We start from the raw sequence: 23,996 nt of genomic DNA, 5'->3' as shown, positions 1-23,996 counted from the left end.
CACCCGGCGCCCTCTTGTGTGACGTACGCCACTGACGGGGTCGGGAACTCGACGGGCCGGCGGTCCGACTACTGAACCGTCCCCACAGTCGTACCGCCCAGAGCCGTACCCCCGGCCGTACACCCCCACAGCCGTCTTCCCCGCTCACCGTCCCCAGCCCACCGGAGAAGCCCGCCGATGTCCACCGCTCCCACGACCACGACGGACGAGTCCCCGGACGCACCGGAGTCGTCGAAACCCTCGGCCCCGGCGAAGCCGTCCGCAGCCGCCACGCTCCGCCCGCTCGTCCTGCGGCTGCACTTCTACGCGGGTCTGCTCGTCGCCCCGTTCCTGCTGGTCGCCGCCCTGAGCGGTGCTCTGTACGCGGCCTCCTTCCAGGCCGAGGAGATCATCTACGCCGACGAGTTCACCGTCTCCGCGGGGGACACCAAGCTGCCGATCTCCGAGCAGGTGGCCGCCGCCCGCAAGGCCCATCCCGAGGGCACCGTCGCGGCCGTGCGCCCCTCACCCGAGGACGACGCCACGACGAGGGTCATGCTGTCCGGCGTGCCCGGTGTCGGCGAGGGACACACGCTCGCGGTGTTCGTCGACCCGTACACGGCGAAGGTGGAGGGCGCGCTCGAACAGTACGGATCGTCGGGCGCACTGCCGCTGCGGACCTGGATCAGCGAGTTCCACCGCAATCTGCACCTCGGCGAGAACGGCCGCCTCTACAGCGAACTCGCCGCGAGCTGGCTGTGGGTGATCGCGGGCGGCGGTCTGGTGCTGTGGTTCGCCCGCCGCCGTACCCAGCGCAAGGTGCGCGGCACCAGCGGACGGCGACGGACCCTCGGGCTGCACGGCACCGTCGGCGTCTGGGCCTCGGCCGGCTTCATCTTCCTCTCCGCCACCGGCCTGACCTGGTCGACGTACGCGGGCGCCAACATCGACGTCCTGCGCACCTCCCTCGGCCAGTCCACCCCCTCCATCTCGGCGGCGGGCGGCGAGCACACGGGCCATGGCGCGGCGGCCGGCTCCGGTAGCACCGGCGAGCACGGCGTCGGCCTCGACAAGGTGCTGGCCGCGGCCCGCGCCGAGGGCCTGGGCGACCCCGTCGAGATGGTCCCGCCCGTGGACGAGTCCTCCGCGTATGTCGTGAAGCAGGTCCAGCGCAGCTGGCCCACCAAGCAGGACTCGGTCGCCGTGGACCCGTCGACCGGCGAGGTGCTCGACGTCCTCCGGTTCGCGGACTACCCGGTGCTCGCGAAGCTGACCCGCTGGGGCATCGACGCGCACACCGGTCTCCTGTTCGGGATCGTCAACCAGGTCGCGCTGATGGCCCTCGCGCTCTCGCTCGTCCTGCTCATCCTGTGGGGCTACCGCATGTGGTGGCAGCGAGGCCGGGCCGCCGCCTTCGGCCGCCCGATCCCGCGCGGCGCCTGGCAGCAGGTGCCCCCGCTGCTCCTGGTGGTGCTGATGGCGGGGGTGGCAGTCGTGGGCTACTTCGTTCCGTTGCTCGGTATTCCGCTGGCCGCCTTCATCGCCGTCGACGTGATCCTGGGCGAGATCGACCACCGGCGGGGCGGGCGCACGCGCGAAGAGCGGGTCGGCGCGAAGTAGGCGTCGGTACGCGACGGCCCGGCCTCCCCTCAACCGGGGAGCCGGGCCGTCCTGTCCGTCGTACGGAGATCCAGTCGTACGGAGATCTACTCGAAGTCGCCCGCGAGGGCGGAGGCGAGCTTCATGTGCGGTGCGGCTTCCTCGTGGCGGCCCTGGCGCTGGAGCGTGCGCCCGAGCATCAGCCGGGCGTACTGCTCCACCGGGTCGCGCTCGACGAGGATGCGCAACTCGGCTTCGGCGCGCTGCAGTTGGGCCGAGTGGTAGTAGGCGCGGGCCAGCAGCAGCCGGGGCGCGGTCTGCTCCGGCACCTCCTTGACCAGCCCGTCCAGAACACGCGCCGCGCCGGCGTAGTCCTTGGCGTCGAAGAACAGCCCCGCCCGCTCCCAGCGCTCCGCGGCGGTTCCGTGGTCGTAGTACGTGTACGTCGTGGTCTCCACTCGTGCCTCCTTCGGAAGCGGTAACCGGTGGGAGCGGTTGTTCATTCCGCCCGTGGTCCGGCCATGGCGGCCAACTCCGCATTCGCCCGCTCGTTGATCAGGGACAGCACCCGGCCGGCGGTGGCCAGGTCAGCGTCCGGGATGCCGGCGTAGATCCGTGCGGTGATCGGGGTGGTCTCGGCGCTGGTGGCGCGGTACAGCTCTCGTCCCGCGTCCGTGATGGTGAGGGAGGTCGTGGACTCGGCTGCCAGCAGCCGGCTTTCGACCAGTTCCTCGACGACCGCGCGCACGGCTGCCGCGTCCACCTTCAGGGCGTCGACGACCTCGCCGACAAGCCACGCGTGCTCTACGGGCCCGTCGGCGACGGCGACGAGCCTGAGCGTCACCGACTGCTGGAAGGTGGCGCCGTGCCGGGCAAGCACGGTCTCCAGGACCGCCCGCCCGGCGTAGTGGGCGAGGGCGATGACACGGGGGTTCAGGGTCGGCGCGACGGGCGTGGGGGCTGTGGTGGGTGCGTTGGATGTGGTCATGACCGCTCCTTCTCGGGGTCGGCGTTGAGAGGGGTGTCGAGGAGCAGGGCCAGGTCGCGGGTGAAGTCCCGGGTGCGCTCGCTGTCCAGGCCGCCGAGCGGTTCCAGCAACTGCTGAAGCAGCCCCTGTACGACCTTGATCGCCCGCCGGGTGACCTCGCTGCCCTCCTCGGTGAGGGCCAGCCGCACCGCACGTGGGTCCTGCGGGTCCCGTGTGCGTTCGAGCAGACCGGTGGTCTCCAGGGCGCGGGCGAGCTTCGACACGTAGAGCGGTTCGAGGCCGGTGTGATCGGCGAGCTGCCGCTGACTGGGGCGCAGACCGGCGCGCCGCATGCCCTGCAGCGAGGCGACCAGGGCGTACTGCGCGTGGGTCAGTCCCAGGGGGGCGACCGCCCGGTCGACGGCGACGCGCCACTTCGTCGACAGACGCCAGACCAGATAGCCGGGGGTCGCGTCCCCGGATGTCGAACTCATGGGCGATAGATTACATGGCTACTATGTACATGGCTACTAAATCTCGCGGGACCTGCACCGGACCCGCGTGACGGTCACCCGCTCGGCGGGGGCGGGGCGGGGGCGGTCAGGTGCTGGTGGCGGCTGTTGTCGGCGCTCGGTCGGTGAGGGGGGCGGCGGCGCGCAGGTGGTCCCTCAGCCCCTGCTCGGTGCTGCTCACATGCAGCAGGGCGGCGGCCTGACTGAGGGAGGCGTCACGGGTGGACAGCGCCCGGTAGATCGCCTCGTGCTCGGCGAGGGTGCGGCCCGCGGCCTGGGCGTCGACCAGGCCACGCCAGATGCGGGCGCGCAGGGTACGGCCGGAGATGGCCTCCAGAAGGGTGAGCAGCGTGTCGTTGCCGGTCGCCGAGACGACGGCGCGGTGAAAGGCCGTGTCATGGGCGTTGAGGCGTTCGACGTCGTCGCGGGCCTCGCGCATGGCGTCGAGATGGCTTTTGACCTCGGCGAGCTGCTCGTCGGAGATCCGGGTGGCGGCCAGCGCGGTGGCCATCGGTTCCAGGAGCCGGCGTACCTCCATGAGGTCCTGCAGGGCGGCCGAGTCCCCTTGGAGCAGTTCCACCGCCCCGCCGATGCCCTCGAAGAGCAACCTGGGCTCCAGGCTGGTCACGTAGGTGCCGTCGCCTCGGCGTACCTCCAGGATCCGTGCGACGGCGAGGGCCTTGACCGCCTCGCGGGCGAGGTTGCGGGACAGACCGAGCTGGACGGCCAGTTCCGGTTCCGGCGGGAGCTTCGATCCCGGCGGCAGGGCGCCGGTGCGGATCAGCTCACGGATCTGCTCGATGGCCTTGTCCGTCAGTGACAACGCGAACTCCTTCCATGACCGCCCTCCGCGGGCACCTCCGACCTGATCGGTTCCTGGGCGCGAAGACCGTCCCAGAGACCTTCGGGGGTGTGCCGGCGGTGGAGATCCACGTTCCGTGCCACCTGATCGGGGCTCGCATGCCGAGGGTGACGTTGATGATACTGGGACGGCTGTCCGGGACGGCCATCGCGGCCCGGGAGGGGCGTGCCGTGGGCGGCGCAGACGTCGGTGATCGTCCGGGCGCGGGTGAACGGGGCGGGCGGCGCCTCCGGGCAGTCGTCCCCCATGCCTCGGTGGGTCTGTCGCGGGAGAGGTCGAGCGGTAGGAAGGGGTCGCGGTCCCGGCGAGGATCACCGGCGTCTCGGAGGCGGAGCGGGCGGCCAGCGGTTCATCGGCGGTGGCGGCCCGGCGGTGGCGGCTGCCCACGAGGACACGGACCGCCAGCCGGAACCGAACGCACCGGCCGGTCAGGCCGAACACATCGGCCGGTCGGAACCGAAGGCGGACATCCGCACGTCTCGCACCGGGCGGATGTCGGCGGTCGCCCACTGGTGCCGGTCGGCCTCGGTGCCCAGGCCCGAGACCGGCGGCGCACCCGAAGCTGCGCGGCCGGTCTCCGCAACTGCCTTTCCCTGTCACCCGGTTCACGCCGGCCGTTGGGCGGCCCGCCCCCGCCCCCGTGGCCGAGGGCGAGCGGCAGGTCGGGGAGGTGCTCGGCGAACCGGACGGCCCGGTCGGACCGATGGCTGCGGATCAGCACGACCTACGCCGGCCAGCCCTCGCCCACCGCCCGCAACCCCCGTTCCACGGACGGCCGTTGCCACCAGGCCGGGTCCGATTCGCTCTGGACGAGGTGCCGCAGGGCGCGGAGGCAGAGGCCCCGGGGCAGGCGAACAGGCCGTCGAAAACATCCGCGACCGCTGGGGAGCCGCGCTCCTCCCGGCCGACGACCACGCCGATCAGCGGGGCGGCCTGGGCCAGGTGAGTAGTTCCCGTGTCTCGGGCATGGCGGCCACGCACCCAACAGCCACCGTGCGCTCCGGCTCCCTTCCGGCGAGCGGCAGGGCCGCCGCCGAGCGCAGGTAGGCCACGCCCAGGGTGCGGCGGACGGGCTCGTGGTCGGGGTCGTCCGGCCAGGGCTTCGGTCGGCGGTCCAGGTCGCACAGGTGATCGTGGGCGTCCACCATGCGGCGGCTGTCAGACACGGGATGCCCAGACCGGCCCGTCGGGGTACGTGTACTCCTTGAGGGAGTCCTGGTGCATCTGGGCGCTCAGCCCGGGTAGGGCGGGGGCGAGATAGTGGCCGTCGGCGATGCGCACCGGGTCGACGAAGTGTTCGTGCAGGTGGTCGACGTACTCGATGACGCGGTCCTCGGTCGTGCCGGAGACGGCGATGTAGTCGAACATCGAGAGGTGCTGGACCATCTCGCACAGGCCGACGCCGCCGGCGTGCGGGCAGACCGGCACGCCGAACTTCGCGGCCAGCAACAGGATCGCGATGTTCTCGTTGACCCCGCCGACCCGGGCGGAGTCGATCTGCACGATGTCCACGGCGCCCGCCTGGAGGAGTTGCTTGAAGACGACCCGGTTGGCGATGTGCTCGCCGGTGGCGACCTTGATGGGGGCGACGGCCTTGCGGACGGCGGCGTGGCCGAGGATGTCGTCGGGGGAGGTGGGCTCCTCGATCCAGTACGGGTCGTAGGGGGCCAGTTCGCGCATCCAGTCGATCGCGGGCTGGACGTCCCATCTCTGGTTGGCGTCCACGGCGATGCGGATACCGTCTCCGACCGCCTCTCGGGCGGTGCGCATGCGCCGTACGTCGTCCTCCAGGGACGCGCCGACCTTCAGCTTGATCTGGGTGAAGCCGTCCGCGACGGCCTCGCGGGCGAGGCGGGCCAGCTTCTCGTCGGAGTAGCCGAGCCAGCCGGGGGTGGTGGTGTAGGCGGGGTAACCGCGCTCCAGCAGCCGGGCGATGCGTTCCTCGCGGCCCGGTTCGGCGCGGCGCAGGATCTCCAGCGCGTCTTCGGGGGTGAGGGCGTCGCTGAGCCAGCGGAAGTCGACCTGGGCGACCAGTTCCTCGGGCGGCATCTCGCCCAGGAAGCGCCAGACGGGCCGGCCGGCACGCTTGGCGGCGAGGTCCCAGGCCGCGTTGACCACCGCACCGGTCGCCATGTGGATGGCGCCCTTCTCGGGTCCCAGCCAGCGCAGTTGGGGATCGTGCACCAGGGAGCGGGAGAACGCGCCGAGGTCGGCGCAGACCTCGGCGACCGACAGGCCCACCACGTGCGGGGCGAGGGCTGCGATGGCCGCGGCCTGGACGTCGTTGCCGCGGCCGGTGGTGAAGGCCAGGGCGTGGCCCTCCAGACCGTCGGCGGCGTCGGTGCGCAGGACGACGTAGGCGGCGGAGTAGTCGGGTTCGGGGTTCATCGCGTCCGAGCCGTCCAGGTGCTCGGACGTCGGGAAGCGAACGTCGAGGACGTCCAGGGCGATGATGCGGGCAGACGCAGATACGGGGGACTCGGTGGTGGAGGACATGGCAACTCCTGGGGGCAGCGGGTGCGGACAGGGGGCGTGGACCCTGCGACGAGGGTGAAGGGGGGGGAACGACGGGGGAGGGCGGGCGCCGCGCGGTCACGGTGGGTCCGGCGACGGCCGCCCGTTTCAGTCCTGGACCTTGCCTCCAGTGATGCGCGAGATCATCAGCGTGACCAGGATGATCAGGCCGTTGCGTCCTTTCTCGGAGAGGTGGGATGTATGTATAGGCGAGCCATCGAGGGTCTGTCTAGACCTTACGTAATTCGCCCCGTCATCCGGGTCTGTGGGTGTGCTCGGCGTCCGGGTCTGCGAATGGAAGGCCAAATCCATCCCATCAATCATCCTCGCCTGTGAGGTGATCCGGTCAGGAAACATGGCGAGGACACCCTCGGCTCGCGATCCGGAGCCGGGCCGCGGAGTCTGGTCGGGCCGACCATGCCGGAACCCGGCAATGTCCGGGCCTCCCGACTGCGCGCGGTCGGCCTGTCCACCTCGCGTAAAGGACTCGTAAGGTTCCCGGGGGTGGGCCGGAAAGCCCGGTCGACGGGTTACCGAGACCGTGCTGTCCGTCATCGTGGACGACATCCCCACATCGTCGCCACGGCTCCGATCACGGCCGAGCCGGTGCACACCCGCTGCGGTTGACGTGCGCGTCTCGCCCGGCCGTACGCGACCGGCAGCCCATCTCCTGGCAGTTCACCCAGCACAGCCCGCCGTCACGGCGGTGCTTTCAGCGCTCTACGTGTGGTGGCTGCCGTACTTCGCCGTCGTCCGACCGGAGGTTACGCACCATGGTTGTCCTCCCTCAGCCCACGCGCGGTGCTCGTCAGCCGGGGCACACGATCGTGTGTGGAGACGACGCGCTCGCCGAACGGCTGGCCGCCGAACTCACCGCCGTGTACCGGGAGCGGGTCACTTTCGTCGTACCGCTCTGGCGCCGCACCGGCCCCGCCTGGCCGGGCCGGGCATCCGCCCTGCTCGACCGGATGCGGACGGCCGTGAACCGCGGGGCGGGCGCCCCCGCGACGGCTACGAGCGCGCAGCGACTCGTGGTCCGCAAGGAGGAGGCCGCCCGCCGGGAGTTCATCGACGACCTGCTCCACGGACGCGGAGACCCCGGCCAACTCGCCGCCCACTCCGAACGGTTCGGGCTTCGTCTGTCCCGCGCCCACGCGGTCGCCGTGGCCGAGGGGCCGGAGAAGTACGACGAGACGGACGCCGTACCCGGGCAGGTGGCGAGCGAGTTGTTCGCACGCTTCGAGAACCGCCCCATCCTGTTCACGACCAAGGACGGCCGGATGGTGTGCATCGCCCCCGGCGACCAGGACGACGTCCTCACCCACTTCGCCGAGCACGCCCACGCCGCCACCGGCCAGGCACAGGTGGCCATCGGCCGGCCCCGGCCCGGCGCGGTCGGCATCGGACACAGCTACGAAGAGACCCTCAACGCCCTGGACGTGGCGCAGCGCATGGGCCTCGACGAACGTCTGCTGCGCGCCGCGGACCTGCTGGTCTTTCCCGTCCTGGCCCGCGACCGGCAGGCCCTGGTGGATTTCGTGCGCAGCACTGTGGGGCCGCTGGAACAGGCGCGCGGTGGGGCCCGGCCGCTGCTCGACACCCTCATGGTGTACTTCGACACCGGTTGCGTGGCCGCCGCCGCGGCCCGGCGGCTGTCGCTCAGCGTGCGCGCGCTGACCTATCGGCTGGCACGCATCCACACCCTGACCGGCAACGACCCCGCAGACCCCGCCGACCGCTACACCCTTGCAGACCGCCTCCATCGGTGCCCGCATCCTCGACTGGCCCACCCGACCACTGTGACCCGGTGGGTCGCGGACAACCGGTCGGGCTGCGTCGCCCGGTGGACATACGCCACGCCAGACGGCCTGACGCCTACCGGCCCCGACACCGTCAGTGCAGTGGAGCAGTGGAGCAGTGGAGCAGTGGAGCAGTGAGGCCTCATGCCTCGCACGGCGGCCAGTCGGCTTGCCGTGACGCCGAAGCGTTGCATCGCCCTGGCGGCAGGGGAGGCCACTGAGGCCGGGGCGGGTGGACATATGGGCTCCCGTTCAATCGGCTGCCTTGCCGCCGACCGCGTTCCACCGGCGCCGCTCACCCCGTGGAGTAGCGGTTCCGCACGTCCGCGTCACCGGTCCGATCCAGGCTCGGCTGCACGAAGTTGACGATCGTGAACTCGTGGCCGCAGTGCGGGCAGGAATGCTCGGTGCCCAGCGGCGGCAACGGGGTCGGACAGACGGCTCCGGCTCCGACTGCCTCGACCTTCCCAAGTGCCTCGACTCTCTCGGTCGGCGCGACCGACCTCAGTGTTTCCACCGCATCGAGTGAGGTGACCGACTCGATCGTCTCAACTGCCTCGTTTGCACGCGTCGTTACGACCGCGGGCGGTCCAGGAACCATGTGAGTGCCGCGTGTCCGCTCCCCAAGCGCACGGCATGCGGCGGTGCAGAAGCGTGCGTCGGGACGGCCCCGGCGACGGGCTGTCGTGACGAACTCGACGCCGCACGTGGCGCAGAGACTGGTTGCGTTACCCATGGGGAGCCTCCCGGGCCGGCGTGGGGGTCATCGCGATCCGATGCTCAGTAGAGCGGAGCGACGGTTACCGCGCCGGAACATCTGCTGTGCCAGCGCAAGGCGTCGGCCATGTCGCGCGGCACCCCGCTGCAACCGGTGATGCGCGAGATGGCGATGACAGCCCAGGCCGCACGCTTGTTACGTCCCTGCAACCCCGTGGGTGAGAGCATGGGGGGCCGGCGGTGGAGCCGCTGTCGCGCGGATCGGGGGCAGAACAACTTTGATCGGCTGTCGGTTTGCGCGTCCTGGATCGGTGGCCCCGCCGGAGAGTGGGTGAATCCGCTTCCGGGCCCTTCGGCGCGCACTGCGACGTCCACTGTCATATGGTGCCGAGTCGTGTCCGTGCCCGACCGAGCGGTCGGACGTTGCGTGGGCAAGGAAATTCCAAAGCCAAGGGAGAATGGACCATTCCGCATTGCGGGCCGGCGTGCGCCTGTGTGTTCAGCGGAATTGGCGACCAGTCAGGAATGCGGACGGCATGCTGAAGCCTCGTCCTCTGGACTGTGTGCTGCTGTTAGAGTGAACGCACCAGGGAAAAAGGGACTCTTGTTTCGCCTGGAGACTCGTTCGAAAAGCGAGCAGGTCACAGTTCGACTCCTCGCTAGAGCGGACTTCACGGATCCACGAACCGATGAGAGTCGGGATCTGACTGTGGCGATGCAGTGGTGATGCGGACGTACAGCGCCGGCACCGAGGGCCTGGTCGCCACAGAATGAGCGCGTGATCTTGGTGAAAGTCACTCCGGTCAATTGTGACGAGAGCCGATTGATCGACTCGTGGCGTGAAATCAGCGTGTGCCGGTGTGCGTCGCCCGAAATCGCGGCGCGTGAGGCAGGTGTTGATCAAGCGAATGGAGTTGTAGTGCGACGGGGGAGTACGGATGACAGGATCATCGACGTTGACATTCGATCATTATCGGCGGAAGGATCACCGAGAAACGCGGGCGAGGACCCGGATCATGTGGTGGCACTCGCGGAACTGGATGTTCCACTGCCGCCCATCGTCGTGCACCGCGCATCGATGCGTGTGATCGACGGACTGCACCGACTGCGTGCCGCCCAACTCCGCGGCCACAGCACTATCGCGGTGTCCTTCTATGACGGCACCGACGCGGACGCCTTCGTCCTCGCCGTCGAATCGAACGTGCGGCACGGACTGCCACTGTCACTGCCGGACCGCAAAAGGGCCGCGGCGCGGATCGTCGCCACCCATCCGCAGTGGTCGGACCGGAAAATCGCTTCGGTGACGGGCATCGCCCCCAATACGGTCGCCGATGTGCGCCGGTCGGCGCCGGTCGGCACACCCGGGGAGGGCATCGCGAGAATCGGGCGGGACGGGCGGGTGCGCCCCGTCGACATCGCCGAGGGGCGCAGGCGTGCGGGTCAGTTGATCGCCGAGAACCCGAATCTGTCGCTGCGTCAGATCGCCCGTGCCGCCGGCATCTCCCCGGAGACCGCGCGGGACGTGCGCAATCGCCTCAGCCGAGGGGAGGAGCCGCTGCTCTCGCCACGGCCACGCGGTGTCCGGCCTCGCCCCCGTGAGGAGAGGCTGCAGGTCGTGCCGCAGACCGGCCGTGGTGAGGACCGGTACGACATGGCAGCCGGGGCCGCCTTCGCCGAAGGGCTCTCGGCGGTGAACCGGCTCAAGGCGGACCCCGCTCTCCGGCTCAACGAGACGGGCCGTCAATTGCTGCGGCTGCTCAGTGTGCACCCCGGACCGGGCCGTACGAGCATCGTGTCGTCCAGCCCCGGCAGTCGCTGCGCCACACCTCGCTGTGTGCCCCCGACCCCATCGGCCTTCTGCTCGGCGACCACGACGGGCTGAACCGGCTCGCGGGCCTGTTCTCCTTCGCCGCCTACTCCCGGCACACCATCGTCCACGTACCGCTGCGCACCGGCCTCCCGCCGGACGAGGGCGTCGGGGAGACGGTCGACCTGGTCCTGGCCCACCACACGCTCGGCCTGAGCCCCAGCACGTGGCCCGAGCTGCGGCGCAAGCTGGCGAACAGCACTCCGCTGACCGTCCGCACCGACGAGGCACGCACCGCCAGGGACGCCGCCTCCTGGCGTGAACGCCGCGAACGGGCCGACAACCGGGACGAGTTGCGGCATGCCACCCACGCCCGAACGTTCTTCCTGTTCGGCAGCCGGGAGGTCTTCGCCGAGACCGCCACGTCCTTCGCTGAGGCGGCTGGCTGGGGCCCGCGCCAGAAAGGCGTAACCGAAGGACGCTCGGTACTGATGGCGGCGCTCCCGGCCCTGGGCCAGGAACTCGGCGGCGGGCACCCCTTCGAGGTGCTGATCTGCTTCAAACCGTATCCGCCCTACGCCCACTTCAAGCGTCCGACGCTGAACCGGCCGACGGCCGCCGGGGTTCGGCAGCACACCGCCCGACTCGCCCTCCGCCGGGCCGAGTTCTCGGTCGGCGGGCGCGTACTCGGCGGGCGTGTTGCCCGATGGGCCGGTTTTGGAGGACTGGCCACGACTCCCTGAGCCGCCCGCGACCGCCGTCCGGCGCTGAATGAGAGCGTCCGTTTTCTCACTTGCTGGATGGCACCGTCCGATCCTGCCCGTTCTCTTCCCATCGGCGCGCACTTTCCGTTAACTTCCGTGACCCACAGGCTCCGTTCGACACAGGCGGGGCATCCGACCACCGAGCATCAGCGCTCAGTCAGCCCTCGGGGGCACCTGCCATGACACGCGCCATCTCGTTGCACGACGTGAGCAAGAGCTACACCAGGGGCACCCGAGTGGTGGACCGGGTGTCGCTGGACATCGAGCCCGGCGAGTTCCTCGTCCTGCTCGGGCCCTCCGGCTGCGGCAAGTCCACCGTGCTCAGGATGATCGCCGGCCTGGAGGAGATCGACGAGGGCCGGCTGCTGCTCGACGGCGCGTACGCCAACGACCTGCCACCGTCCGGCCGGGACATGGCGATGGTCTTCCAGAACTTCGCCCTGTACCCGAGCATGACCAGCCGCCACAACATCGGCTTTCCGCTGCGCTTCGAGGCCCCCGGTATGGACCCTCGCCCCCGCGTGGACGCCACCGCCCGCATGCTGGGCATCGAGGAGGTCCTGGACCGCTTCCCCGCTCAGCTCTCCGGCGGCGAACGCCAGCGCGTCGCCATGGGCCGGGCCATCGCCCGCCACCCCTCCGCGTTCCTGATGGACGAGCCGCTGTCCAACCTCGACGCGAAACTCCGCAACCATCTGCGCGCCGAGATATCCACGCTCACCCGCGAGTTGGGCGTCACCACGGTCTACGTCACCCACGACCAGTCCGAGGCCATGTCCCTCGGCGACCGTGTCGCGGTCCTGCGGGGCGGCGTCCTGCAACAGGTCGGCACCCCGCGCTCGGTGTACGCGCTGCCCCGCAACGTCTTCGTCGCCGCCTTCATCGGCACCCCACGCATCAACCTCCTGCGCGGCATGATGCGCGCCCCGCTCGGCGCCGCGATGACCATCAGCCTCGGCAAGCAGTACCTGCGTCTGCCCGAACCCCTCTCCCTGGACCACCAGTTGCTCCGGGTCCAGCAGGGCCGGGAGGTCATCGTGGGCCTGCGTTCGGAGGCGGTCCGTATCGCCAAGCCGTCCGCCGCGCGCCCGGGGGAGATGGCGCTCACCGGCCTCGTGGAGCACGTGGAGTTCCAGGGCCACGAGGCCCTCGTCCACTTCAACACCGGCTCCAGCCCCGCCGTCGTACCGGACCTGGAGGCCCCGCGCCCCGCCGCCCGCTCCACCCGGCGGCGCCGCGAGGGCGGCCCCGGCGTCCTGGACCGCCTCAGGGACCGCGCGGGCGCCCTGCGGGCGGGTCCGGTGGCCGTCCTCGACGAGCCGAGGAGCACTGCCCCCGTGACACCCCCGGAAGGCCGCCTCCCCGGCGACCTGATCGTCCGCACCGCCCCCGACATCGACCTCCGCCACGGCATGCAGGTCCCCCTCCTCGTCGACCTCGCCCACCTGTTCGTCTTCGACCACCACGGAGAGCGCATCTGCCCGGCCCCGGCACGGGCGCCGGATCTGGAGGAGTGAGGCCCGCAGGGGCTGCCGACGGGGTGACAGGGGCGCGGGGGAGCGTGGTGTCGTGGGCGATCCGCCGGGCGGGCCTCGCAGGTGCGCTCTGGCTCGGCCGCTCGATCGGGAGGGTGAGTCCTGCCGGTCCCGGACGTCCGGGACCGCCAGCTCGGATTTCCCCTGGTCAGCGCACCCTTCCTCGTGGCTTCAGCGGCGTCTCGGGCAGAGCCGGTGCGCGGAGCGGGGCTCCGTCGTAGCCCTTCACCTCGCCGAAACGGGTCCCCTTCGCCCAGTCGTCGCGAGCCTGCACGATCTCCTCCTGGGTCCGCCCGACGAAGTTCCACCACATATCGAACCTCGCCGTTGTTTCCGCAGGTCAGAGCCCTCTGGGACGGCTGCCGGTCAGTAAACCGTCAGCATCAGTCGCGAGGAGTTGGTTGACCGTGGCCCAGGATTCATTGGCTCGTGGGATGGGGTCGTTCTTCAAGGAGTGCGAGCATACGCGGTCGAGGTGGTCGAAGTGCCCTCACCCGTACAAGATCCGGTATCGGCCGACGACCGGGCGGCAGGCGGAGGAGTCTGGTTTCGAGACCCAGGACGGGGCCATCGGGCGCTTGTTGGAGATCTGCAACGAGAAGAAGGCGGCCCCGCAGTCTCAGTCGAAGGCGGAGCGCATTCGGACGTACGGGGAGATGCCGTTCGAGGAGTACGTGGAGGAGTGGAAGGCCGGGCAGCGGCACCTGGCTGTCACCTCGGTAGGGCACCTCGACTCGCTCTTGAAGCACCACCTTTATCCGGCGCTCGGCAGTCGGCGGATGAACTCCTTCGACCACAAGGTGGTTGACGGCTTCATCCGCACCATGGAGCGCAAAGGCGCCGGCCTGGCAACCCAGTCCAACGCCTTCGACAAGCTACGAGCGGTCCTCCTCGATGCGTACCGGCTCGGCCTCTATCCCGACAACCCCGTGGCTGGCGTCAAGCCGCCGCAGTACAACCCTGCGCGGGCCGTGATTCTATCTCTGGAACAGTTGCGGGGGATACGGACCGCAGGCGATGACGCGTTCACGTTGATCGTCGATTTGATGAGCGGCTGTGGCCTGCGGAATGGCGAGGCGGCGGCAGTGAACCTCAAAAACATAGTGGCCGACGACGTGTATCGGGTTGCTGAGCAGACCATCATGTCCACCCGGCAGTACGGGCCGCTCAAGCACCGGAAGCCAGGAGAATACCGCGATGTTCCTCTGCCGGCTCGGGTCCGGGAGACGATCGAGTGGTACGCCCAAAAATATGGGGCCTTCGACGGCTACCTGCTGCGTCAGCCCACCGATGTCAGCAAGCCGTATCCGCATCATGGGATGGACAATCAGTGGCGGCGGATCAAGGCAGCGGGCGTCGTAGATATTCCGGAAGGGATGGTGCTCTACGGGAACCGCCATTTCTTCGCGTCGAACTGCCTGAGCAGCGGAATTCCGATCACGGACGTTGCTGAGTGGATGGGACACAAGAGTCTCGACATCACCTTCAAGGTCTACCGGCACCTCATGCCCGGCTCGATCAGCTCAGCAGCCAAAATCCTCAACCTCAACCTTGCGGCTTGAGTGAAGGTCCACGGACGGTGGAAGCAGCGTTGCCGGATACTTTCTGCTGCATCGGGCGGCAGTCGCCCCGTTGCGACGTGCCGTCCAGATGGTTGGTGTTGCGGATCGAACAGGCCGCTCGACTTCGGCTGGTCACTGAGTCTTTGTCAGTAACGGATCGTGGCGTTGTGTGATTGTTCAGATGGTGCGGTCGTACTCGAGTTGGAGCAGTACGAGGGCTGCGGCGGCGATTTTCGTGATGCGGCTGGGGTCGAGGCTGACCCGGCGCAGGGTCTTGAAGGTGGTCTTGAGCAGGGAGTTGGCGCGCTCGCAGACGCCGTGGATGCCGCGGATGACCTTGTTGTAGGTCTGCTGAGCCTCGGTCAGCTCGGCTCCGGCGGGCTTTTTGACGGGGTGGCGGAAGCCGTCGCCGGCGTTCTCGTAGCCGAGGTCGACGAGGGTCGGCATGTCCAGCTCGGCCGCGATGCGGTTGAGGGCGTCGACCAGCCCGTGGTGGCGGGCGCAGGTGGTGTCGTGCTCCCGGCCCGGCCGTACTGACGAGACCCAGATCGGCCAGCCGTCCAGAGTCGAGATGACCTGTACGTTCCCGCCATGGTGCTTGTGTTTTCCCGACCACCAGAGGTCTGCGCCGTTGGGGCCCGGGGCGGCGACGCGGTCGGTGCGGATGACCGTGCCGTCGAGGTTCAGATGCGTCAGCCCGGCTGCCTTCGCACGCTCCAGCGCGGTGGACAGGTCCGGTGCGCCGGCGGCCAGGACGGCCAGTCCTTCGTGGAGGTAGCGGTAGGAGGTGGAGGCCGACAGTCCGTTGTCACGGGCGAGTTGAGCCAACCGGGTGCCGTCGAGGAACCAGCGCAGCACGAGTACGGCCTGCTTGAAGCAGCCCAGCGCACGTCGGCCCTCGCGGGTCCTGGCCACGATCCGGTGGTCACGCAGGAGGCCGGCCAGGTGCTCGGCGGTGGTCCGCTTCGCATCGAGCACGGTGGTGTATGTGACACTGGTCGACACGTGAGGCCCCTCGGTCAGAACAATCTGTCGCAAGATCGTTCCTACCAGGGGCCTTACGCCTGCACGGACTTGAGGACCGCACGGGCCGCAGCGCCAGCATCGCGATCACAGCGAGCGACGGGTACTTACCGGGAAAAGCTCAGTGAGACTGAACGCGGTCCGGCTCCGCGAAGCACCGCCCCGGCCACCGGTGAGGCTCAGCTGCACGGTCTCGGGCGAATGCGCGCAGCCCGCGAAACGGCCTTCCGGACCAACGCCACCGGATCTGGATCCACTTGTCAGAGGCGACTGATAGAAAACACTGAATAACCGCCAGGTCTGGAGTGTAGGGAGTCACGTTTTGTCTTATGTGCACCATGTCGAGCGGTTCTACGGACTGCCCACATATACTTTTTCACCGCAGGTGAACCCCGAGAACCTTCCTGATCCGGGTTCCGTGGCCTGGCGCATCCAGTGCGCGGAAATACCCTACGAGGCCGACTACATGGGGCGCGTCGACGCCTACTGGGCACGCTTCACCGAGTCGGTCGAGCTGGAGAAAGTACGGGCGCTGGTATTCGGTCACCCCTGGTACGACGCCGACGGCGGGCTTCCGGACGAACCGCTGATCGGCCTCCGCTCCCGGCTGACCGGACTCGAAGCACTCTTCCTCGGCGATCTGGAGAGCGAGGAGTCGATGATCTCCACGATATACCTGGGCAATGTCGCGCCCGTCCTGGAGGCGTTCCCCGGTCTTCGGGAGCTGGTCCTGCGCGGTGGAGAAGGCCTGGACTTCCCCGTGACGGGCCACGGAGAACTGCGTGTGCTGCGCGTCGAGTCCGGCGGGCTGCCCCCGGAGGCGGCGGCGCAGATCGCCGCATCCGATCTGCCTTCCCTGGAGCGCCTGGAGCTGTGGCTGGGTGACGAAAGCTACGGCGGTGGGACCACTGTTGAGCACCTCGCCCCGCTGCTCGCGGGTGCGGGCAAGCCCGCACTGCGCCACCTGGGGTTGCAGAACAGCCCGGTCCAGGACGAGTTGGCTGCTGCGCTGGCCTCCGCGCCGGTCATATCCCGGCTCACGTCGCTGAGCCTGGCGCTGGGCACGCTCACGGACGCGGGCGTGGAGGCACTGCTGCACGGTCAGCCGCTCAGCCACCTGCGGGAGCTGGACCTCTCGCACCACTTCCTCAGCGACGCCATGATGCTGCGGATCTGGACAGAGCTGGAGCCGCAGGGGGTTCGTGTGAATCTGACCGCCCGGCAGGAGGACGACGGGGGCAACCCCGAGTGGGGGCAGGAACACGGCCGGTACATCGCGGTCGCCGAATGACCGCCGTCGCCAGGTCCTGACCCTCCACTTCCCTCTCTCGTTCCCCGGCACCGCTCCCACCGCCGTCGAAAGGCCGCACGATGTTCCAAGCCCCCGAGTCCCTGGACCCGGACGACCGCCGGATCGCCAGTCGCGAAGTCAATGGCCGCCGCCCCTGGCTCGAGCCGGCCGAACAGGTTCCGTACGGCCACGTGTTGCACGCCGCTGCCCTGCTGAGGTGGAGCCCCGCCGCCGTAGTGGCACGGCTGACCGCCATGGGACGCACCGACATCCAGCACCCCGAGGCGCTGCCCGACACCGTCGCCCTCGACGACATCCCGCTGGTCAGGGACTCGAGCGCGAAATGCAGGCCTGCATGGCTCGACGTCGGCAAGCCGGTGTCCCTGCGCCAGATACTCGAATCGGCGGGCCTGGCCGATCGAGGTCCTGCCGACGTCGCACGGCGGCTGACCGCTCTCGGCTACCGGCTCGGTGGCGATGGCAGGACGCTGCCCGAATCCCCCGATCGCGGTGACGCCACGCTGATCAGCGTCAACCCCGGCCCCTATGTGAAGTGGCTCGACTGGGACGACGAGGTGCCCGCGTCCCAGGTGCTCAGCGCGGCCGCGCACTTGAGATGCAGCCCGCACACCGCCGCCACGCGACTGCTCGCGTTCGGCCTCCGGCTGCCGTACACCCCTGACCCCGGCGACGAGTTGCTCCTCAGGTCTTCTGGAGAACACGGTGCTCGCCCCCTCTACGGGGCTCAATCCATCGGGCACATTCTCGCTGTCGCACAGGAATTGGGCCGCAGTCCGGCGGACGTCGCCGCCCGGCTGACGGAGCTGGGCTGGGCTCAACCGGTCGTGCCCGACCACCCGGAGGCCGACGACCTCACCATCCTCAGTGAGGAACTCGACGGCCGCGCGCCCTGGTTGCTGAAGAACACTGTCGTCGGGCTACAGATGCGGCACATCCTGCGCGCGGCCCTCACCACGGGACGGAGCCCCGCGGACATCGCCGAGAGGCTGGCCGCGCTGGGGCACTGGCTGCACGAGAACGCGAAGCTGCCGGAGACCGTCGATGAGGAGGACATCCGGCTGCTGGAGACGGTCGACCGCTCGTACCTGGACAACATCCACCTGGAACACGTCCTGCGCAGCGCGAGCCTGACGGGGAGAAGCCCGGCGGACGTCGCGGCGCGGCTCACCGCTCTCGGCCACCGGCTGCCCGACGAGGTGGACTACCCGGAGGTCCGGGCCTCTCTGGCCACCTCGTGATCTTCGCGGCACCGGCGCGCGTTCGGGCGGACGGGCGGAGCCGGACTTCGTACGGTCAGCGCGTGTCGAGCCAGTCCGCCAGCTTCTCGATGGTCCTGGCCGCGCCGCCCAGGTTCTGGGCGGTCTGCTCCAGCTCCCCGATGAGCTGACTCAGGCGGGCGTCGTCCCTCTCCCCGACCGTCCCGGTGGCGTCGGAGTCGACAGCGCCGGAGCCGGGTACCGCCGTGCCGCGGCATCCGATGGCGCCCTCGCCCGCACGCTGGTAGGACCCGATGAACTTGTCCGGGGTACGCGGGGCGGCAGCGGGGGAAGCCCGGAAAAGACGCACCTGCGACAGTTGCAGTTCCCGCGAGCCGCCGTTGCGCGTGATGTGCAGGCGATAGTGCCGGTACGCCGTGGTGTTGCCGAAGGAGTAGCTCGCGAACTGGAAGCTCTCGGTGAAGACCTGCTGGGTCCGGGAGTCCAGGGTCGTCCACTGGTTGCCGTCGTGCGATCCTCAGAAGTGCCAGCTCCGGGGATCGCGGTGCCGAGCAGTCGTGGGCGGATGTCAGTGTGTACGACGCGACAGCCGTGGGCTGCGAGAGGAGGAAGTCCAGGCGGGCGCTGTTGCCGTGGGACAGTCACTTGTTCCTGGCACGGTCGAGAAGGTTGGCGGCGATCTCCCCCGCGGCCCGGAATTCGTTGCTCGCGTCGATGTCTGTCACCTTGGCGGTGACGTCATGGGTGTGTGCGTCGGCGGGCCGGGAGCCGGTGCCCCGCAGGCTGACCGAGCCGGAGTTCTCCCGCTGGTCGCGTCAGGCTATGCGCTCCACGGGTGCGCCGTCGTCGTCGACAGCAGCCGCAGCTCCGAGGACGCGTGCCAGGACCCGCCCCACCCCTCCTCCGTACGGAATCGGAGGACCGGCATGTCCGCGGGCCCCTCCGAGAAGGCCAGCCGCTCTGTGAGACTGCCGCGGAACTCGCCGATCGCGCCATCCGCGGCCCGGTAGGAGCCGTAGAAGCCGGACATGCCCGACGCGAAGCTGACCGTCGCCTCCGCCCCGTCCGCTCCGCGCCAGGAAAGCTGCGAGGGCAGCGTCTGCTCGCCCCGGTCGACATGGAAGCGCAGCCTCGGGGCGGACTCCCAGGACGCGGAGTCCAGCACCCGTCGCTCGCTGCTGAAGCTGAAGACGAACGGCTTGCCGGCCTCGGCGTCCAGAGCGCGCTCGGAGCAGCCCCGGTCATGGACGGAGTCCAGGGTGATCCGGTAGAGCACAGTCTGCTGCGCGCCTCGGTGGAACTGCGTATCTCCAGGGTGTTGGTGCCGGGAACCAGCAACGCGCCGGGCACCGCGAGCACATTGTCATGGGGAAGGTCGCCGCCACCGGGCACAGTGACTGTCAGACGCCGTCTCGGGGCTGATCTTGGCGGTGGCCCACCATTCCCGTGACGACCACTGACTAGTTGAGCAGTCCGCGACGGCGCGGCTGGTTGATCGGCACCGGCTCGTACAGGGCCAGGAGGATCGCCTCGGCACGGTCGGGGGACTTCATGCCGCGCCCTGTCATCTGCTTCTTCGACTCGACGACGGAGTAGCCGCCCGCGTTCGACAGGAGCTTCGGCGTGGAGAGCTGCGCCGTTGACTTCTTGTCGATCCGGTAGCGCAGGCGGCCGTGGCCGGTGGACGGGTCGGGCTGCAGGAGACTGCGGGTGGCGAGCCACATCTCGTCACGCTTGCGGTAAGGCCGCATGACGGCGCCCGGGTCGTCCTGGGTGGGATTCTCGGACACCATCACGCCGACAATCTGCGCCTGGTGCCGTCCGTTCTCGCCCCGTTCGAGCATGGACACCACGCCGTGGCCAATGCCGTTTTTGTCGACCTTGACGCGGACGGGGTGCGGGGAGCGCAGGGCGTCCGCGAGACGCTGCGCTGCGTGGATCTCATCGAGGACCTTCTCCGCGACCTTGACCTGGTTGTCATTGGCGGCGCCGGCGCTCGCGTGCCGGTTCTCGATGACGTCGCCAACGGAACGGGCGATGGCGAATTCGTCGCCACCGTCGGCGGCGACATCGACACCCAAGCGGACCCAGGCGCCTTCCTTCACGGTGTGGGTGGCGGTCTCGTCGTCCAGGCCGAGGTCGTAAAGTCGGTGCCAGCCGGGCCCGGTGGGGTCTTCGGCGTTGATGGCGTCTTCGATCCAGGTGGGCGGGATGACGAGGCCTCCGCCTCCCTTCGGGAACCTCGCGTAGACCTTGGCGACGACGTACGGGTGATCGGGGCCGTAGGCGCGGATCGTTCGGTCGACCCAGTCCTGGTCCGGCATGTGCCGGCTCAGGGTGTGCATGTCGTTCGGGTTCGGCGGGCAGTCTGTGCAGTACGGCACCCGCTCGCCCGTGATCGCCGGGGAGGTGAGGGAGGAGATCGGGATAGTGACAGTGGTCGGTTCCTCAGGGTCGTCGCCCTAGGTGCACAGCTCCTCGAACCAGCTCGCCGGGTCATCCATGGCGGGGTTACCGATCGCCAACATCGCAGCGTGTCCGCCGGTCAGCAGGTTGTTCGTGCCGTGACCAATGCTCGGCGCGATACCGCCGGCCTCGTCGACGATCAGCAGGATGTGGGCCGTGTGGATGCCCTGCATGGCCGCTTCATCGTTCGCCGGTGCTGAGAAGCCGTATGCAGCGACGAAGTCGTGCCCCTGAGGGGTGGGCATCTTGTACTGGACCGTGTCGCAGGAGCCGGGCAGGCCTGCGCGGGGGACGACCTTGCGGATGTGGGGCCAGAGCAGCCGCTGTACCTGACGGAAGCGGGTCGCGGTGGTGATGCACAGGGCGGTGCCGACCGGGTAGACGTTGACGAACCACACGGCGGCACGCGCGGCAAGGTGGATCTTGCCGACGCCGAAGCCGGCCGGAACGGCGACGCGCTTGTGGTCGACGAGCGCGTCCAGGACGTCGCGCTGCAGGCTCCATATGGACTCGCCGAGGACGTCCTCCACGAAACCCGAAGGGCTGTCCCGCCACAGGCCGTACAAGGAGCCGGTGACTCGCTCGACCTCCCGCATGACGTACGACCGTTCGCGGGCGCTGATGTCCTGTTTGAAGGCGCGGCGTCGGGCGGCGACTGGGGCGCGCAGCAGTATGTCGGCGACGTTGGACGCGTCGCGGGAGATGACGCCGGGCCGGCGGGCGCGCTGCAACTCCTGGCGTGAGGGGGCCACGCGAAGACGAGATGAGGGCTGCGTGCGGGACATGCCGGGAAACGTGCAGTCCGCGGGGTCTAGTGTCGCGGCCTGGCCGAACGGTCCATGCCCAGACCGTCGGCCAGGCCGCGGATCCGGCACTGCCCTACAGGAGACGCCACCCGGGGAACGGGATCGTCGGTGTGTGCCGGAAGTCTTGCCGGGGGCGGCATGCTCCGGGGAGGTGGAGCAAGGACGCCCCCGGTCTCAGGGGGGGTGTGGCTGGAGTGCTTTCCCCGGGGGAGATCGGGGTCAGCTAGCCAGCTGCACCTTGTAGCACGTCAGGGGCCGGATTCTGTGACGCCTTGTCGACGGTCGGGAAACGGGGAGCTGATCGGGTGGGAGAACAACGGGCTCGCCTTCGAACGGCTTCAGTAACGCCAGCACCGCAGAGTGGCAGCTGCGGCCCGAGCGACCGTGCAGTAGCCAGCCCACTTCGTCGCCTTCGCCCTGCTCCGCCTGGGCAGCGACCAGACCAGGCAGCCCTACCGGGAGCGCCGTGTGGCGCTGGAGCGGCTCTTCACCGATCAACAGTTGCAGCCGCCTTGGACGCTGTGCCTTGCTACTACCGATCCGCAGCAGGCCGCCGCCTGGCTTCAGCGGTCCTCGGTGGGCCGGAAGATCAGGCCTGGATATCGGCGAGTGGGGTGACGGCGACAAGTAGGTCTAGTCGGGGCGGATGGCGAGGCCCATCGTTCGGCCTTTCACCGCTACGAGGATTTCCTCTCGGGGCTCTGGATACCGGGCATACCCTCGCCCGTGGTCCGGCGAGTTCCTCGGCGATGAGGTATTGGGCACGACCAGAACGGTCTGGCGCTGGAGATTGAGCGAGAGATCTATGATTCCTGGCCCCTCTTCATGGCTGGCGCCTTCAGTTCAGACGTTGAGCGGGCCGGACGGCCCTGGCCCTACTCGTGGAGTTCCGTTCACGGCGTCATCCCTGGTGACTGGCGCGCCCTCGGCTTCAGCAAGTTTCCACAATCGGCCATCCGAATGGCCGCCTGTGACGACGGCCTCCGCAGGCCGCTCCGCTCCAGGAGGCATCAGCTGGCAACGCCATGCAGTCGATACGTCCCAGGGCTCGTTTCCCAACGTCGGATACATCGCCACACCACGCCCTGACGGCCTGTCAGGAAAGTCAGCATCAGGTCAGCATTCGTCCTGCCAGAGGTGCCCACAGACGCCCACACTTTAGAAACACGGATGACCAAGGAGGCACCTGTGTAGCAGCATCCGAGGTGCCGCGCTGCCAAAGATCCTGGTAGCTGGACGGGCTGATAGCCGGTCCCGGACGCACGGGACCGGCAGCTCGGATTTCCCCTGGTCAGCGCACCCTTCCTCGTGGCTTCAGCGGCGTCTCGGGCAGAGCCGGTGCGCGGAGCGGGGCTCCGTCGTAGCCCTTCACCTCGCCGAAACGGGTCCCCTTCGCCCAGTCGTCGCGAGCCTGCACGATCTCCTCCTGGGTCCGCCCGACGAAGTTCCACCACATGATCAACTCCTCCTCGAACGGCTCACCGCCCAGGAGCATCACGCTCGCGTCGGACGCGGCGCGCAACGGGAGTTCGGTGCGCCCGCAGCCGAGGTAGAGCATCGAGCCCGGCAGCACCGGTACCCCGTCCACGTGCACCTCCCCGGACATCGCCAGCACCCCGTACTCGAAGTCGGGAACGAGCGGGAGGCGTACGTCGGCGTCGGCGGCGAGTGTCAGGTCGGCGCCGACGATCGGGGTGTACGCCGTGCCGGGCGAGGTCGCGCCGTCGAGTTGGCCCAGGATCACGGTCGCCGTCACGCCGGGTGCCGTGACCGTGGGCAGGCCGGCGTGGTGTTCGAAACGGGGGTCGGTGTGGCGGTGGCCGTCCGGCAGGGCGACCCACAGCTGCGCCCCGTGCAGGAATCGCGCGTGGGCCCTGGGACTCTCCTCGGAGTGGCTGATCGCCCGGCCGGAGGTCATGAGGCCCAGTTCGCGCGGGCGGATTGTCTGGAGGCTCCCGGTCGAGTCACGGTGCAGCACCTCGCCCTCGTGCAGCCAGCTCACCGTCTGGAGGCCCATGTGGGGGTGCGGTGGCACCTGCATGCCGGGCTCGTCGGCGATGTCGTCGGGCCCGTAGTGGTCGACGAAGGCCCACGCGGCGATCATGCGCCGGCCGAGGTTCGGCAGCAGCCGGCGTACCTCGGTGCCCTCCCCGAGCTTCACGCGCCGGGGACTCAGCAGCTCGCGCACGGGTTCGGCGACGACGAATCCACGGCCGCCACAGACACTGGGTACGGGCGCGCGGTCAAGGTTGCTCATGGCCCACAACCTAGTCGGGGGTCACGTCCCTGCGCAGGGCGAGCGGTGCCGCGGGCCCTCCGGCGCGACCTCTGCCGTGCCGCGTTCCCGGACGCCTCGGCGCAGCGCCGGTTCGAACTGGTGCAGGCCGACCGGCTGTTCCGCATGCCGTCACTGAGCCTGGCCCACGCCCAGGTGGCCGGCGGTGACCGGGCCCACGCGGGTCACGTCCCGCGCGGTGGTGTAAGCGATCATGCGCCTCGCCGTCCGGTACCTGGCTCGCGACGATCTCTCCGACGGGCGCGGCACACGAGGCGGC

Annotated in this window: 18 protein-coding genes and 4 pseudogenes; 8 read left to right on the top strand and 14 right to left on the bottom strand. The window is 69.4% G+C overall.

All coding sequences use genetic code 11. The features are described 5' to 3' along the window. The first annotated feature begins 177 nt into the window (after positions 1 to 177). Positions 178 to 1,599 carry a PepSY-associated TM helix domain-containing protein gene (locus IEY89_RS03760; RefSeq protein WP_189145805.1) on the top strand — a complete coding sequence of 474 codons (1,422 nt, stop codon included), beginning with the start codon at positions 178 to 180 and terminating at the stop codon, positions 1,597 to 1,599. Positions 1,600 to 1,685: 86 nt separating this feature from the next. Here the strand turns inward: IEY89_RS03760 and IEY89_RS03755 are convergent, their stop codons facing one another. The 6 genes from IEY89_RS03755 to IEY89_RS03730 all read right to left on the bottom strand — a co-directional run bounded on the left by IEY89_RS03755 (position 1,686) and on the right by IEY89_RS03730 (position 6,415). Beyond that, complete coding sequence (locus IEY89_RS03755; protein ID WP_189145804.1) at positions 1,686 to 2,036, bottom strand: tetratricopeptide repeat protein; 351 nt, start codon at positions 2,034 to 2,036, stop codon at positions 1,686 to 1,688. A gap of 41 nt (positions 2,037 to 2,077) precedes the next feature. Further along, positions 2,078 to 2,566 carry a winged helix DNA-binding protein gene (locus IEY89_RS03750; RefSeq protein WP_189145803.1) on the bottom strand — a complete coding sequence of 163 codons (489 nt, stop codon included), beginning with the start codon at positions 2,564 to 2,566 and terminating at the stop codon, positions 2,078 to 2,080. Beyond that, the gene (locus tag IEY89_RS03745; RefSeq protein ID WP_189145802.1) at positions 2,563 to 3,039 is read right to left on the bottom strand and encodes a MarR family winged helix-turn-helix transcriptional regulator; all 477 of its coding nucleotides are present in this window, start codon (positions 3,037 to 3,039) and stop codon (positions 2,563 to 2,565) included. Before IEY89_RS03745 ends, IEY89_RS03750 begins: the two co-directional genes overlap by 4 nt. Positions 3,040 to 3,145: 106 nt before the next feature. After that, complete coding sequence (locus tag IEY89_RS03740; protein WP_189146087.1) at positions 3,146 to 3,880, bottom strand: FadR/GntR family transcriptional regulator; 735 nt, start codon at positions 3,878 to 3,880, stop codon at positions 3,146 to 3,148. Between the two features lie 959 nt (positions 3,881 to 4,839). Further along, positions 4,840 to 5,085 (bottom strand): hypothetical protein, encoded by a 246-nt coding sequence (locus IEY89_RS41645; protein WP_308437416.1) that lies wholly within the window; start codon positions 5,083 to 5,085, stop codon positions 4,840 to 4,842. Beyond that, positions 5,078 to 6,415: an L-fuconate dehydratase gene (locus IEY89_RS03730; protein WP_189145801.1), complete on the bottom strand. Its 1,338-nt coding sequence runs from the start codon at positions 6,413 to 6,415 to the stop codon at positions 5,078 to 5,080. The genes IEY89_RS41645 and IEY89_RS03730 overlap by 8 nt, the downstream gene beginning before the upstream one ends. Before the next feature lie 791 nt (positions 6,416 to 7,206). Between IEY89_RS03730 and IEY89_RS03725 the strand changes: the two are divergent. Then, positions 7,207 to 8,236 (top strand): annotated as a pseudogene (locus IEY89_RS03725) (PucR family transcriptional regulator). A 291-nt stretch (positions 8,237 to 8,527) separates the two neighbouring features. On the opposite strand, the gene IEY89_RS03720 reads toward IEY89_RS03725, so the two are convergent. Next, complete coding sequence (locus IEY89_RS03720) at positions 8,528 to 8,968, bottom strand: hypothetical protein (RefSeq protein WP_189145800.1); 441 nt, start codon at positions 8,966 to 8,968, stop codon at positions 8,528 to 8,530. A 1,059-nt stretch (positions 8,969 to 10,027) separates the two neighbouring features. Here IEY89_RS03720 and IEY89_RS42285 point away from each other — a divergent pair. The 3 genes and pseudogenes from IEY89_RS42285 to IEY89_RS03705 form a co-directional block, all read left to right on the top strand. Then, a pseudogene (locus tag IEY89_RS42285) lies at positions 10,028 to 10,681 on the top strand (ParB/RepB/Spo0J family partition protein); the annotation flags it as partial. An 11-nt stretch (positions 10,682 to 10,692) separates the two neighbouring features. Continuing rightward, positions 10,693 to 11,352, top strand: a pseudogene (locus IEY89_RS40405) (hypothetical protein); the annotation flags it as partial. Positions 11,353 to 11,699: 347 nt separating this feature from the next. Continuing rightward, positions 11,700 to 13,037: an ABC transporter ATP-binding protein gene (locus IEY89_RS03705; RefSeq protein ID WP_189145798.1), complete on the top strand. Its 1,338-nt coding sequence runs from the start codon at positions 11,700 to 11,702 to the stop codon at positions 13,035 to 13,037. 166 nt (positions 13,038 to 13,203) lie between these two features. Here IEY89_RS03705 and IEY89_RS03700 read toward each other — a convergent pair. After that, positions 13,204 to 13,368 (bottom strand): annotated as a pseudogene (locus IEY89_RS03700) (pirin-like C-terminal cupin domain-containing protein); the annotation flags it as partial. Between the two features lie 121 nt (positions 13,369 to 13,489). On the opposite strand from IEY89_RS03700, the gene IEY89_RS03695 reads away from it, so the two are divergent. Continuing rightward, positions 13,490 to 14,617 carry a tyrosine-type recombinase/integrase gene (locus IEY89_RS03695; RefSeq protein ID WP_189146085.1) on the top strand — a complete coding sequence of 376 codons (1,128 nt, stop codon included), beginning with the start codon at positions 13,490 to 13,492 and terminating at the stop codon, positions 14,615 to 14,617. Positions 14,618 to 14,794: 177 nt separating this feature from the next. Here IEY89_RS03695 and IEY89_RS03690 read toward each other — a convergent pair whose 3' ends face one another. Continuing rightward, positions 14,795 to 15,622: an HARBI1 family protein gene (locus tag IEY89_RS03690; RefSeq protein WP_189145796.1), complete on the bottom strand. Its 828-nt coding sequence runs from the start codon at positions 15,620 to 15,622 to the stop codon at positions 14,795 to 14,797. A 403-nt stretch (positions 15,623 to 16,025) separates the two neighbouring features. Here IEY89_RS03690 and IEY89_RS03685 point away from each other — a divergent pair, with 403 nt between their 5' ends. Together IEY89_RS03685 and IEY89_RS03680 are read left to right on the top strand one after the other, a co-directional pair. Beyond that, entirely contained in the window at positions 16,026 to 16,931 is a 906-nt protein-coding gene (locus tag IEY89_RS03685) for an STM4015 family protein (RefSeq protein WP_229695044.1), read from the top strand. 80 nt (positions 16,932 to 17,011) lie between these two features. Further along, positions 17,012 to 18,190, top strand: a complete 1,179-nt coding sequence (locus IEY89_RS03680; RefSeq protein ID WP_189145794.1) for a wHTH domain-containing protein — start codon at positions 17,012 to 17,014, stop codon at positions 18,188 to 18,190. Between the two features lie 55 nt (positions 18,191 to 18,245). On the opposite strand, the gene IEY89_RS03675 is transcribed toward IEY89_RS03680, so the two are convergent. From IEY89_RS03675 to IEY89_RS03660, 5 genes are all read right to left on the bottom strand, one after another. Continuing rightward, positions 18,246 to 18,518 carry a hypothetical protein gene (locus tag IEY89_RS03675; RefSeq protein WP_189145793.1) on the bottom strand — a complete coding sequence of 91 codons (273 nt, stop codon included), beginning with the start codon at positions 18,516 to 18,518 and terminating at the stop codon, positions 18,246 to 18,248. Positions 18,519 to 18,989: 471 nt separating this feature from the next. Beyond that, positions 18,990 to 19,445, bottom strand: coding sequence for a hypothetical protein (locus tag IEY89_RS03670; RefSeq protein WP_189145792.1), 456 nt, complete (start codon positions 19,443 to 19,445; stop codon positions 18,990 to 18,992). A gap of 184 nt (positions 19,446 to 19,629) precedes the next feature. Further along, positions 19,630 to 20,514, bottom strand: a complete 885-nt coding sequence (locus IEY89_RS40400; RefSeq protein ID WP_229695043.1) for a hypothetical protein — start codon at positions 20,512 to 20,514, stop codon at positions 19,630 to 19,632. Between the two features lie 117 nt (positions 20,515 to 20,631). Next, on the bottom strand, positions 20,632 to 21,387 hold the full coding sequence (locus IEY89_RS40395) for a hypothetical protein (protein WP_229695042.1): 756 nt from the start codon (positions 21,385 to 21,387) through the stop codon (positions 20,632 to 20,634). A 1,345-nt stretch (positions 21,388 to 22,732) separates the two neighbouring features. Further along, entirely contained in the window at positions 22,733 to 23,698 is a 966-nt protein-coding gene (locus IEY89_RS03660; RefSeq protein ID WP_189145791.1) for a pirin family protein, read from the bottom strand. Between the last annotated feature and the right edge of the window lie 298 nt (positions 23,699 to 23,996).

It is taken from the genome of Streptomyces lacrimifluminis, from assembly GCF_014646095.1.
In the GTDB taxonomy this organism is placed as follows: domain Bacteria; phylum Actinomycetota; class Actinomycetes; order Streptomycetales; family Streptomycetaceae; genus Streptomyces; species Streptomyces lacrimifluminis.
This window is presented reverse-complemented; position numbering and strand designations above follow the sequence as displayed.

Excerpts from the sequence above, each read along its gene's own strand:
- IEY89_RS03760 (WP_189145805.1), top strand. The coding sequence starts at position 178 with ATGTCCACCGCTCCCACGACCACGACGGACGAGTCCCCGGACGCACCG.
- IEY89_RS03750 (WP_189145803.1), bottom strand. The coding sequence starts at position 2,566 with ATGACCACATCCAACGCACCCACCACAGCCCCCACGCCCGTCGCGCCG.
- IEY89_RS03745 (WP_189145802.1), bottom strand. The coding sequence starts at position 3,039 with ATGAGTTCGACATCCGGGGACGCGACCCCCGGCTATCTGGTCTGGCGT.
- IEY89_RS03730 (WP_189145801.1), bottom strand. The coding sequence starts at position 6,415 with ATGTCCTCCACCACCGAGTCCCCCGTATCTGCGTCTGCCCGCATCATC.
- IEY89_RS03720 (WP_189145800.1), bottom strand. The coding sequence starts at position 8,968 with ATGGGTAACGCAACCAGTCTCTGCGCCACGTGCGGCGTCGAGTTCGTC.
- IEY89_RS03705 (WP_189145798.1), top strand. The coding sequence starts at position 11,700 with ATGACACGCGCCATCTCGTTGCACGACGTGAGCAAGAGCTACACCAGG.
- IEY89_RS03695 (WP_189146085.1), top strand. The coding sequence starts at position 13,490 with ATGGGGTCGTTCTTCAAGGAGTGCGAGCATACGCGGTCGAGGTGGTCG.
- IEY89_RS03680 (WP_189145794.1), top strand. The coding sequence starts at position 17,012 with ATGTTCCAAGCCCCCGAGTCCCTGGACCCGGACGACCGCCGGATCGCC.
- IEY89_RS40400 (WP_229695043.1), bottom strand. The coding sequence starts at position 20,514 with ATGCACACCCTGAGCCGGCACATGCCGGACCAGGACTGGGTCGACCGA.
- IEY89_RS03660 (WP_189145791.1), bottom strand. The coding sequence starts at position 23,698 with ATGAGCAACCTTGACCGCGCGCCCGTACCCAGTGTCTGTGGCGGCCGT.